The organism is Christensenella intestinihominis (genome assembly GCF_001678845.1).
Taxonomy (GTDB): domain Bacteria; phylum Bacillota; class Clostridia; order Christensenellales; family Christensenellaceae; genus Christensenella; species Christensenella intestinihominis.
In genome coordinates this window covers 1-12,727 of record NZ_MAIQ01000009.1, presented here as the reverse complement: position 1 = coordinate 12,727, position 12,727 = coordinate 1, and the positions used below count along the sequence as shown (strand labels likewise).

Genomic DNA, 12,727 nt, shown 5'->3' with positions numbered 1-12,727 from the left:
CGCCTATGCGTTATCCAACTCGAATTTAAAAACGCAATTGTAGTCCACGATCTCGCCAATATGTTTGTCGGCCATTTCCGCTATGAACTGCGCGTCAAATGTATATTCCATCGTCCGTTTCGCACTGACGGGACCCATAACAAAAGGATTTGACGCGCTGATTTGCGAAACGTCGCTTTCCGCTCTTCCCGCCTGGCCGTTCACCATCACCTTCATGGCAAAATTGTCTTGTGTGAGCATGCTTCCCCACGGTGCCAGCTCGAGCGTGCTGGTATTGGCGCTGTCTTTTGTGAAGGAAATCAGGCTCATTCTCGCGCGCGTAACCTTACTGTTGTTGCGAATTATGCCAATGCTGGAATAAAATTCCTTGTTCGCGCCGTTATACATCGCCACCGTGCCCACCTTGAGCGGCACCGACACGTCCAGAAGCTCCAGGCCCACGATATTGAAGTCGTAAATTCCGTCCATATCCACATCAACCAGCCCTTCCTCGTTTGCATTGGCAATATATCCCCACAGCGAGGTATTGCTTTGCGCTCCCGAATTCCCGGACGTTTCGCCCTGTGCGGGCGATTCCTGCCATCCCGCCAGCGCAAACGCGGCCGTCGGCACAGCAGCCAGTATACATACAACGAATAAAACCAAAATGACGCGTTTCATGCTGTTCCTCAGTTCTTAATAATAATTGTCATCGCGGCGGCTGTTTTTCCCACTTCTTCCCTCGTCTCCGGCTCATATGCCGTAAACATAGCCGTTGCGGCATACGAGCCTTTTTTCAGGGCGACGTCCAGGCTGTCCTTTGCAATATTGCTGTTTGGCTTGAGCATTCCCGTGCTGTAGACCGTCTCTCCCGTATCGTCAAGCGTAATCGTTACCTGCATGAGGTAGGTATTCGTCGGTGGATTTTCAATCAGCAGCGCCCCTTCCGAACTGCCCGTTTCAAATTCGGGCCTGGTATTGATCCTGAGGGAGAACATGCTTTGTTCCGCGCGTTCCTGCAGAGCCTTCTCGATATCCCCTGCCCCTGCGTTCGGGTCAAGCTGCCCGTCCTGCGCCTGCCGGTCCCCAATGAATCCAATTCCCGTATTTGCCCCGATCAGGATTCCTGCAAATATGGCAGCTACTGCCGCAACGACGGCGAATATGGCCGTAAGGCTTTTTCTTTTTGTACGTCCCTTTTTTCCCACTTTCCATTCCTCACTTAGCCTGTCTGCGCATCAAACTTGAATACCATATCAAACCTCGCGCGGCGGGACACGTCCGCTTCCGATTCCTGGTAGTCGTACATTTTTGCGTCAAATGTGAACGTACCGCTGTTATACCCGCTCTGTCCCAATGCTTTCAGCGTGCCAAGCGCAAACGGCCCCATTCCCGTTTGCAGGGTGGTCTTCCTCATCGATGAAAACGCGCCCGGCGACGATTCCGCCGGTTTTATGTACAATACAATATCGTTCCTCGTGAGCTTCGCCGCCTCTTCTTTCAGCTTGATCGCCTGGTATACGCCGTCTTCCGCCAGGCCATTAAGCGATACCTGCACATCCGCAAGGCTGCTGTTGTTTGTAACCGTGAAGTTCTGTGTGAAAAACTTCTGTCCATCGAGGCTCACCGTAAGGTTCGGTATCACGACAAACATGTATTTCATGGGCAGGCTGACGTCAAGCAGGCCGGTATTATCATACGCAAGCGCGGGCGCGGTGGCATTTCCAAGGAAATCCTCGGCGCGGATATAGTAATCCTCTTCACTGTATTCCGGGATATAGAAGGAATATTTTCCCTCCGCTTCCTTTGCCGCCTGCTGCCACGTTCCCTCCCCGGCGATTGGCGAAGTGGAATACCAGGCCTTCGCGACGCCGCTGCCTTCCGTCAGGTCTGGCTGGAGGTCCCGGACGTCGAAGGTTACCTTCCGCTGTTTGCCTGTGGTCTGCACCGTAATATTGCTGATTGTCGGCGCGGTATTGTCCAGCTTATCGATCACAAAGGATGCAACCGACCTGTTTTTTGCCACATCATAAGCAATGATGTAATAGGTTCCTTCCTTTTCAAACGGCGTAAGCGAACTCCATTGATCGCCGTCCTTTGCAAGCGCGGTTCCTGATTCAGCGTCCGCCGTTTCAGCCCAGAAAACCGTGCTTACTCCTGTCATGTCATCCGTAACGGTTGCGCTGACGCTCTTTGTTTTTGCAAACATGCCTGCGTTGCTGACGGTGATGTTCGCAACCACGGGCGGCGTTTCATCCTTCAGGTTTTCCGGGTTACTCCTGATATTCGGGTAATTCCCGGCGGCAAGTACATAGTCCCCACTCGGTAGCGTCGCCATCATTTGGCTGTTGGAAAGCTTCGTGGCGGCAACATTCCCCGCGCCGGATGCTCCTGTGGAATCCGTATAATAATTTGATCCGCCGGATGCGCTGCCGTTTCCAATCACCGCCGTTCCGCTCGATATGTTTCCCGTTACATAGCATGCATTTATTGACAGCGTTCCCGCATTGAGGCTTCCCACAATTCCGCCGCCCGTGGTGCCCGTTACGCTTCCCCTGCTGTAGGAGGTTATGATCGTGCCTGTACCGCTGGACATATATCCCACGATTCCCCCGGGAAAGCTTGCCGCCGAAATATTCGCCGTCACGTAGCAGCCGTCTATCGTCACATTTCCCTGCATCTGGCCGGTAATTCCCCCTGCCTGGTTTGTGGTAGCGCTCACCGTTCCCCCGTTGACGTCGCAGTTCGTAAACGATGTTTCCGAATTTGTCTGCCCAACCAGTCCGCCCACATAATTGGTTCCGCTTAACGTGCATTGGTTTGCCTCGCAGTTTATAATGATCGTTGCATTCGCATTCGATGCGAGCGCGCCAAGGTAATTTTTTCCGGCAATATTGGCTCCCTCGATGCGGATATTCCGCAAAAAGGCGCCTTTTGTGTTTCCAAACAATCCACGGTTGCCGCTTGTTCCCGTTATCTTCAATCCCGTGATTTTATAGCCGTTCCCGTTGTATACTCCTGTGAATTCCGTAATGGGGTCCCAATTTGCATAACCGGACAGGTCGATGTCCGCCGTCTGGATATAATTCCCCTTGAGGTTATTGCGTACGTTATACAGTTCTTCCGCAGTGCGCACCTCGGTTGCCGGCGCCGTCGGCTCCGGATTTTCCCCTAAAATTGGATATTCGCCCGGCAGAAGCTGGTATGAATTGCTCGGGCATATCTCAAACATATCCATATCGTTGACCTTTGTGGCAAAGCCGCTCGGCTCGTCTTTCGACAGCGCCAGCGTCCTCTCCGTCTTTACCGTGTAATAGTTCCCGCTGCCCGTTACCGCACCGTTCGTATTGTTCGCAATCGCTCCCGTCGCTCCCGTCACCGCCCCCGACGCATAGCATCCTGTGAACACCGCCGGGCTTGCCGCCGCATCCATTGTAAGCCGTCCAACCAGTCCGCCCGCATACGACGGCCCCGTCACCGCCCCCCGGCTGTAGCTGTCCGTGATCGCCGCGTCCGTTCCCTGCAGGTAACCAATAAGGCCGCCTGCGTTCGCCGCTCCCACGTTCACCTCCGCCGTGTTGTAGCACTTTATGAGTCTCGTTACGCCCACGACGCCCCCCACAAGTCCACCTGTCGTTCCGCCCGTCTTGGTTGACCTGCCCTGCAGGATTCCGCCGTTCGTATCGCACCTCTCCATGCTTACGTCCTGGCCGCCCCCAACGATCCCGCCAATATAGGTACTTCCTTCGAAGGTGTTTCCACTGCTCTCGCAGTCCGCATACGTCCCCCGCAGCAAATATCCCGTCAGGCCCCCAAGGTAATTGCCTGTCGCCAGGAATGCGCCTTCTTCCGCCTTGCAGTCTTCAAACGTTCCGTCTGCCGCATATGCCGCCAGCGCGCTCACATAGGTTGCTCCCGCAACATCCGCACCTTCGATCCGCATATGCCGGAACGTTGCTCCAATCGAATACCCGAACAGGCCCCGGTAGCTGTTTGTTCCCGTCATCTTAAGGCCCGTGATTTTGTAGCCGCCGCCGTCGTACGTTCCCGTGAACGGCGCATAATCCGACGTGGACGTGAAATACCCGATCGTCTCCCACTCTGCATATGCCGACAGGTCGATGTCCGCCGTCTGCACATAGTTCCCCTGCAGATCGTTGCGCACCTTATACAGGTCCTCCGCCGTCTTTACCTCATACGTCCTCTGGTCCGCGTCCGGCTCCGGGTTGTCCTTCAGCACCGGCGCTTCCGCGCCGCCGCTCCGCAGCCTGTATACGCCGCTCGGCAGCGTCCTCCACAGCGTTGCATCCGTCACCTTTTCCACGAATCCCGCCGGTGCCGCCGCCTGCAGTGGAATCGAGCACTGCGTCCGTTCCGTGTAGTAGTTGTTTGAACCTGATAGCTGCGAGACGTTCGACAGGTAGCCGATCGCGCGTCCCCCGTATACAAACTCCGACGAATAGCATCCGCTGACCTCAAACGTATACGACGTGTTCCGTACGATCTGGCCCACCAATCCGCCGAATAAGTATGTTGGAGATGTGCCTGACGACATACCGCTGATGTTAATCACGCCGCGGTTGTAGCTGTTGGTGACTGTCCCGTCCCCAAGCGCCGCGTTCCCTACAAGACCGCCTACAAGCGTACCGCCCTTGATGGCCGCCGTGTTGTAGCATTGGTCGATCGTCAATTTACCCGTTTCATTCCCGATCAGCCCCCCGATACAACTCCGGTAGGTCGTTACCGCGCTTACCGTTCCGCCGTTTGTGTCGCACCTCACCAACGACGTATTCGTTCCCTGCCCCACAAATCCTCCAAGGTAGTTGCGCGGCGACGCCAGTTCAAGGCTGTTACTCTCGCAGTCTTCAAACGACAGGTCTGTTCCTATTCCTGCAAAACCGCCCGCAAAGGCGCTTGAACTTGAAGCCGTTACCGTCAGGCTGTTGTTTTGGCTGCCCGTGAACGCGACTCCCTGCGCCTGTCCCGCAAAGCCTCCAATATACTGGGCCCCTGCCACTGTGCCCCCGTTTACCTTACAGTTTTGCACAATTCCGCTGCTCGTGATCCACCCCGCCAGCACACCTACGTAATTTGTGCCTGTCACGCTCGCGTTTTCAATATTAATATTCTTGAACGTCGCCCCAAGCGCGTATCCGAACAGCCCCCGGTAGTTGCCTGTCCCTGTGACCTTCAGCCCCGTTATCTTGTATCCGCGCCCGTCGTACGTTCCCGTGAACGGCGCATTGTCCGCCGCGGACGTATAATACCCGATCGGCGTCCAGTTGTCATAGCCGGACAGGTCAATGTCCTGCATCTGGATATAATTCCCGCGCATATCATTGCGCGCGTTGAATAAATCCTCCGCCGTCCATACCTCGTATGTTTTTTGTTCCGTTCCCGGCTCCGGGTTATCGATAAGGATCGGATATCCTGCAATTATTTTTTGATAGGAATTACTTGGGAGAGTGACCCACATAAAGGTATCCTCGACCTTTGTGGCAAAGCCGCTTGGCTCGTCTTTCGACAGCGCCAGCGTCCTCTCTGTCTTTACCGTGTAGTAGTTCCCGCTGCCCGTTACCGCACCGTTCGTATTGTTCGCAATCGCTCCCGTCGCTCCTGTCACCGCCCCCGACGCATAGCATCCTGTGAACACCGCCGGGCTTGCCGCCGCGTCCATTGTAAGCCGTCCAACCAGTCCGCCCGCGTAAGACGGCCCCGTCACCGCCTCCCGGCTGTAGCTGTCCGTGATCGCCGCGTCCGTTCCCTGCAGGTAACCAATAAGGCCTCCTGCGCTCGCCGCCCCCACGTTCACCTCCGCCGTATTGTAGCACTTTATGAGTCTCGTTACGCCCACGACGCCCCCCACAAGTCCGCCCGTCGTTCCGCCCGTCCTTGTTGACCTGCCCTGCAGGATTCCGCCGTTCGTATCACACCTCTCCATGCTTACGTCCATTCCATATCCTACAAGGCCGCCAATATAGGTACTTCCTTCGAAGGTGTTTCCACTGCTCTCGCAGTCCGCATACGTCCCCCGCAGCAAATATCCCGTCAGGCCCCCAAGGTAATTGCCCGTCGCCAGGAATGTGCCCTCTTCCGCCTTGCAGTCTTCAAACGTCCCGTCTATTGCATATGCCGCAAGCGCGCTCACATAGGTTGCTCCCGCAACATCCGCACCTTCGATCCGCATATGCCGGAACGTTGCTCCAATCGAATACCCGAACAGGCCCCGGTAGTCCTTTGTTCCCGTCATCTTAAGGCCCGTAATCCTGTAGCCGCCGCCGTCGTACGTCCCTGTGAACGGAGCGTAATCCGACGTGGACGTGAAATACCCGATCGTCTCCCACTCTGCATATGCCGACAGGTCGATGTCCGCCGTCTGCACATAGTTCCCCTGCAGATCGTTGCGCACCTTATACAGGTCCTCCGCCGTCTTTACCTCATACGTCCTCTGGTCCGCGTCCGGCTCCGGGTTGTCCTTCAGCACCGGCGCTTCCGCGCCGCCGCTCCGCAGCCTGTACGCGTCGCTCGGCAGCGTCCTCCACAGCGCCGCATCCGTCACCTTTTCCGCGAATCCCGCCGGTGCCGCCGCCTGCAGCGGAACCGAGCACTGCGTCCGTTCCGTGTAGTAGTTGTTTGAACCTGATAGCTGGGAGACGTTCGACAGATAACCGATCGCACGTCCCCCGTATACAAACTCCGACGAATAGCATCCGCTGACCTCAAACGTATATGACGTGTTCCGTACGATCTGCCCCACCAGCCCGCCAAACATAGTAGTCGTCGCTCCCGTAGCACTGATGTTGATCACACCCCGGTTGTAGCTGTTGGTGACCGTCCCGTTCCCCAGCGCCGCGTTCCCTACAAGACCGCCTACCTGCGTGCCGCCTTTGATGGCCGCCGTGTTGTAGCATTGGTCGATCATCAACTTCCCGGTTTCATTCCCGATCAGCCCGCCGATATTGCTTCGGTTGGTCGTCACCGCGCTCACTGTTCCCCCGTTTGTGTCGCACCTCACCAGCGACGTATTCGTTCCCTGTCCCACAAATCCTCCAAGGTAGTTGCGCGGCGACGCCAGCTCAAGGCTGTTACTTTCGCAATCCACAAACGATAAGTTGGTTCCCATTCCTACAAAGCCGCCTGCATATGAGCCGCCTGTTATAGCCACCGTCAGGCTGTTGTTTTGGCTGCCCGTGAACGCGACTCCCTGCGCCTGCCCGGCAAAGCCCCCGACATAGTTGCTGCTTCCCGTCACCGTGCCGCCGTTTACCTTGCAGTTTTGTACAATTCCGCTGCTTGCGATCCACCCCGCCAGCAGGCCCACGTAACTTCTGCCCGCCACGCTCGCGTTTTCAATATTAATGTTCTTGAACGTCGCCCCAAGCGCGTACCCGAACAGGCCGCGGTAGTCTTCTGCCCCCGTAATCTTCAGACCAGTAACTTTGTAGCCCCGCCCATCGTACGTTCCCGTGAACGGCGCGTTGTCCGCCGCGGACGTATAATACCCGATCGGCGTCCATACGCCTTCCGCGTACCCGGACAAGTCGATATTGGCTGTCTGTACGTAATTACCGCTCAGGGGATAATTTGCATCTACGCCAATTTTTGCAAGCTCTGCCGCGGAAGCGATTGCAATTTCCCCGGCCCGCGGTTCGATGGAAAGCGTCGCCGCCCCGGAATAAACCGTTTTTTCCCCGGGCAAATCACTTTTTTCCGTTGGTTCCGCCAATTCAAGCGGGAAAATCTCGCTGATCTGTTTTGCCTGTAGCGCATCCGTTTCTTCGGTTTCCGGTTTTATAATTTCAACCGCGCCTGCTGCCGGAGATATGCCAAATAACAGCGCCGCCGCTAAGAGCACGCCTGTAAGACGGTATATTATTTTTCCGGGTTTCCCGCTGCCTTTCATACGCTGCCTCGTCATACGTTTCATTATTTTCCGCTTACCGCGCAACGGAACTGCTTTCCGTTGTCTTCCGGTGTTGCCGCAAAGGTATACTCGCGCCCTGCCGCTCCTTCAATATCGGTCCATGTACTTCCGCCGTCCGCACTGACCTGCCATTGGTACAGGAGGGCCTCGCCCTGTGCCTCTACGGAAAACGTTACTTTCTCCCCCGCGCTTCCCGTAGTATCCACAGGATTCTTTATAATGCGGATATCCGTTTCAATCAGCGTAGGAAATACGCCATCCAGAGGTTTTACTTCCGTAATTTGCTCTATCTCTGTCGGGAATACGGGGTCTACGGGTTCCAGTGGTTGTTCACCGCCCGTATTTTCTGATATGATGACGGGAACAGGAAAATATATTTGCGTTTTGCTTTGGTCCGCCCATATTTTTTCATAAACTGCAGTCAGGTTCCCTGCTCCCTGTTCATTTTCACTTGTCACTGTCGCCGTTTCCGTTTGGCCTCCCGCCAGTTTGAATAGTTCTCCGCCGGTTGTCCATTCCCGGAACGCAAGGCCCCGCACCGCCGCGTTTTCCGTGTCTGCCGTAACCTGTTGGCTTTTCCCGCCTGTCATAAGCGTTACATAAGACGGCGCGCTTTGAATGGTCGCGGCGCCTTCGCTTTTATTTACCGTGCTGTCAAGCCCAAACGCCTGCCCTGTATAAGACGGCGACCACGTACATCCCGAGTAAGTTTCCGGCACAGCTTTATTGTTGCCAACCAGCGCGCCCACCAACTTATCCATATCCTGTATCTCGTTGATTTCCACGTATGCCTGCGTATTTTGTATTTTGGCCGCGTTTTCCACAACCCCGGCAAGGCCTCCGGCCATTACATTTTCCGGATGTTCTTCCGAAAGGGTGATTGTCCCCGTAATAAAAACGTCTGCAATCTCCGCGCTGCCCGAAACCGTTCCCGCCAGCACCCCCGCTGTGTCGGCTGCCTTTACGGATATATCCTTTAGTTCAAGCGAATGCACCGTCCCCGAGAGGTTCGCAAATAGTCCGCCGTCCGCAATTTGCAGGTTTGCGACCATATGTCCGCTTCCGTCAAATGTTCCGGAAAAGGGCGTGTCAATACTCCCAATCGGGGCAAATGCCATTCCCCCGCCGTCTATATTGTTTGCGAGGATATAGTTTCCGTCCAGCGGATATGCTTCATCCTGCCCGATCTTCTGCAAATCGGTAACCGTGGATATTACTATACTTTCCTTGCTCGGTATGTTATCTTCCGAAAAAAAAGTGCCTTCCGGCGTGGATTGCGTTGTTTTCAGTTCCGCATCAGGCGTTGCGCCTGCTTCGGATGTTCCGGCGGGCACTTCCGTTGAAATTGGTTCTTCGGTTTCCTGTGGCACGCTTGTACCGGCTGCCGCAGACTCCCGGGCTTCATCCGGCACGGCATATGCGATTACGCTTACCAACAATATAAGCGCCAATGCCAGCGTGATAATCATTTTTAATTGAATGCTTTTCATGCTTATCCCCAATATTAAAACGTTTGTAACTTTAATGTCTCCGGCTGCCTTGTTATGGTATCCTGTCAATAGCAGCACATCTGTTTTAGAGATATTGCTGACAGGGCCGGCGTATCCCCAGATACCCCCGACCAAGTACAGGCTTGGCGTAACCATCCCCGTTGCGCAATAGAATTCATATTGCATACGCTCCCTGTTTTCCGCATTATATTCGGTTTTCAAGGTACATGCCTGACGGGTTTTGACGGCTAACTCTAACAGGCGATTGCTTTCAGTTTTCTCACCGACGCGAATTTATTCTCCCGCGTACAATGCGCATAATATTTGAGTGTAATTTGCGGCCCGCTGTGTCCAAGGAGATCAGACAATGTTTCCATGCCGATCCTGTTTTCCAGGCAGCGTGTTGCATAGGTGTGCCGCAGGGTATGCATATGGACGCCTTCAAGGCCAATTCCCTTCGTCAAAGCTTTCAAACGCGCTTGCATAGTGCGCATAGAGGCAGCCTTTCCGCCTGTTCCGAATACGAATCCATTTCCCCCTGTTTGCTTTATCCTGATGCGCAGCATTTTCAGTACAAAGGCGGGAACCGGCACTTCACGTTCCGAATTTCCGCTTTTTGGCGCTCCGATCACTGCCTTTCCGTCTATACGCTTCATGGTGCCTCGTACATACAACGCTCCCGTTTCAAAATTCACATCGCTCCATTTAAGCGCACAAAGCTCGCCCAGCCGCAAGCCCGTATACAGGCACAGCAGGTATTCGATCGCCCCTTTTTTTACGGCTGTCCGTTCCAGCTTCTGTTGCTCGTTTCTTGTCAGCACCCGCGGCGTTTTTGCTCTGTTTCTTGGCAGTTTAATTCCCACACACGGGTTATCCCGAATCAGTCCTTTTTCGTGCGCCGCCCTCATGGCAGACCGAAGCAAGCGGTGTATATTGTGCAGCATTCCTGCCGATAGGCTGTCCTTCTTTCCATTGACCAAATCCTGGATATCGTTTGGCTGCAATTTACCTATTTCTACCGCTCCGAGCCGGGAAACGATATGTGTTTTAATCTGTGTTTTATATGTATAATAGGTTGTCTCGCCTATATATGGCCTGGTCAGCTTTTCCAGCCAGTAATCCATCCATTCCGCAACGGTCCCGTTTCCATAAATGCGTACCATATCCGGCTGTTTTGCAAATTGTACCTTTAAGAGCGTAAGCTTCTGTTTGACCTCGATATACTTCCTGCCATATATATATCCGAAGCTTGGCTTGCCGTCCCATTTCCTGCCTTTGATATACCGTCCTTCCCACCTGCCGTCCTTCCTCAGGTAGATGTTTTCTCCTCGCTTTGCCATAATAAAATTCTCCTCTTTGCATTAAAATTTTTGACGGCTCGGCTGACGGCTTATTCACCAGATATAGTACCTAAAATATCTTTTATACCTCAAAATCCGCTATGTATCCGCTTTTTTGATACATCTGAATTATTACGTTGCTGTAACAATTTCCTTCGTGAATGTTGACACTTTCATGAAAAGATGTTACGATAGGCTGGTAATAAGGGTTTTAGTGCTTCTGGCCGCCTTGTTGCACAATATGAATTCTATTGCGCAATCCGCTCCGTCCAAAGAACGGATTTTTTTGATTCATTTGTTTTCAGGCTAATCTTCCATCTGACAGAAAAAGGCAACACAAAACACATCTACGTGTTTTTTATCAAACTCGCGGTGATTTTTACTCTATTGCTTTGATTTGTTTGTTGCTGGGTTTCTCCTCTGTGAGCTTTATTTATGCTACCCTGAAATACATAAATCCTGTTCCTTTATCAATTATATTCCCATTGCAAAGCCAATTTCAAGAAATCCAAACGAATCATGCACTTTCCTGAACGAATGACGATTTTTAATCTGGTCCTTTAATATCTTAATGTGCTTTCTATGGTAAAATTATCCATACAGGTATTATTTTGAAATTCAAGGAGCCAAATTGAGCAGGAAAGAAGGAAGCCCTTTATGGGCCGATATTGGTAAAAATATCCGGGCTGTCATGGAGGCAATTTATTCTCATGACGTCGATACATTTTTGGAATGGTTGGACGACCAGATTCTGTGGATCAGCTCCCTGACTGGATATGCGCTGTCCGGGCATGATTCCATCCGTAAGGTAATGAAACGAATGCCGGTGCATGAGTATAGCTGGAAAATCTCTGATGAGCAATATACAATCGTGGCGGAGGATGCTTGTTCCTGCACCGCATCCGGTAGTTATACCCTTAATTTATTTAACGGTAAAAATATTTCCCTTACGCTTGTCCAGCAGCTTTCCTTCCGTTTCATATTGGTGAATGGATTCCCGAAAGTCGCATATATGCACCATTCCAATATTTGGGCAGATAAAAAGTACGATGATATATTTTTCAGGAACAGGACGTTTGACCTTTATTTACGGATGTATCAATGGACATATGGCAAATTGCAGCAAAAAGAGAAGGAAAAATGCCTGACTATCCGGGATACTTCGGGGATTACCCATATTCTCGCGGATAATGAAATCTTATATGTTTCCGCCAAAAAAAACCAGACAATCCTGCATTGCCTTAAAGGCTGTATTGAAATTGCAACAGGTATCTCTAAGACAGCAACGATGCTGCCCAAGCATTTTTTGCGGGTGCATCGTTCTTATTTGGTGAACACAGATTATGTGATAGAAATCGGCCGGTATTATATCATGCTTGCCGGCGGCGCCAGAATTCCAGTTCCTGCCAGACAGTATTCAGCGATCAAAAAGGAATTGGGTAGCGATTAAGAGACATGGTACTCTTACAAAGGCCCCTGCCATAAATACCGGAAATCTGTAATGCTTCTTCAAACCAAAAAAGTACGGTATGGATTCGAGGCTCCAGAACCGTACCTGCGATTCGGATAATATGTTCTTACATATCTGCCATTTACTTTTTTTCTTATGGATTTTATAAGTCTTACTTACTATCTCTATAAATAAAAAAACCATGAGATACTCATGGTTTTTTTATTTGGAATCCGGCAGCTACCAATCCTCCCACACCGTCACCAGTGCAGTACTTTAGGCGTATAGAGGCTTAACTTCTGTGTTCGGAATGGGAACAGGTGGGTCCCTCTAGCTATCGCCACCGGAAATTGTTTCCCAGGCAGACGAACTTACGACCTAGAATCATACGTAACATCCGCTCTGAAAATGGCTCCCCAGGTTGGGTTTGAACCAACGACCCTTCGGTTAACAGCCGAATGCTCTACCGCTGAGCTACTGAGGAATATAAAGTTTTAAAAGTGCCAAGCACATTCAAAACTGAATAGCAGTCATGAAAGAGAAA

At 52.4% G+C, this 12,727-nt stretch carries 6 protein-coding genes, 1 tRNA gene and 1 rRNA gene; 1 reads left to right on the top strand and 7 read right to left on the bottom strand.

Annotated features, from left to right (window positions below; translation table 11 throughout):
- Positions 1–3: 3 nt before the first annotated feature.
- From BBD38_RS11380 to BBD38_RS11360, 5 genes are all read right to left on the bottom strand, one after another.
- A complete protein-coding gene (locus BBD38_RS11380) occupies positions 4–660 on the bottom strand; it encodes a hypothetical protein (RefSeq protein WP_066688323.1) in 657 nt (218 codons plus the stop codon).
- A gap of 8 nt (positions 661–668) precedes the next feature.
- The gene (locus BBD38_RS11375) at positions 669–1,187 is read right to left on the bottom strand and encodes a hypothetical protein (protein WP_066688321.1); all 519 of its coding nucleotides are present in this window, start codon (positions 1,185–1,187) and stop codon (positions 669–671) included.
- A 14-nt stretch (positions 1,188–1,201) separates the two neighbouring features.
- A complete protein-coding gene (locus BBD38_RS11370; protein ID WP_066688319.1) occupies positions 1,202–7,906 on the bottom strand; it encodes a hypothetical protein in 6,705 nt (2,234 codons plus the stop codon).
- On the bottom strand, positions 7,906–9,393 hold the full coding sequence (locus BBD38_RS11365) for a M26 family metallopeptidase (protein WP_147568152.1): 1,488 nt from the start codon (positions 9,391–9,393) through the stop codon (positions 7,906–7,908). Before BBD38_RS11365 ends, BBD38_RS11370 begins: the two co-directional genes overlap by 1 nt.
- Positions 9,394–9,647: 254 nt before the next feature.
- Positions 9,648–10,733 (bottom strand): tyrosine-type recombinase/integrase, encoded by a 1,086-nt coding sequence (locus BBD38_RS11360; protein WP_066688316.1) that lies wholly within the window; start codon positions 10,731–10,733, stop codon positions 9,648–9,650.
- Positions 10,734–11,424: 691 nt separating this feature from the next.
- Between BBD38_RS11360 and BBD38_RS11355 the strand changes: the two genes are divergently transcribed.
- The gene (locus BBD38_RS11355; protein ID WP_147568151.1) at positions 11,425–12,183 is read left to right on the top strand and encodes a LytR/AlgR family response regulator transcription factor; all 759 of its coding nucleotides are present in this window, start codon (positions 11,425–11,427) and stop codon (positions 12,181–12,183) included.
- A gap of 231 nt (positions 12,184–12,414) precedes the next feature.
- Here BBD38_RS11355 and rrf read toward each other — a convergent pair.
- Positions 12,415–12,531: ribosomal RNA gene (gene rrf, locus BBD38_RS11350) — 5S ribosomal RNA — on the bottom strand.
- Positions 12,532–12,592: 61 nt separating this feature from the next.
- A tRNA-Asn gene (locus tag BBD38_RS11345) sits at positions 12,593–12,667 on the bottom strand.
- Positions 12,668–12,727: the final 60 nt, after the last annotated feature.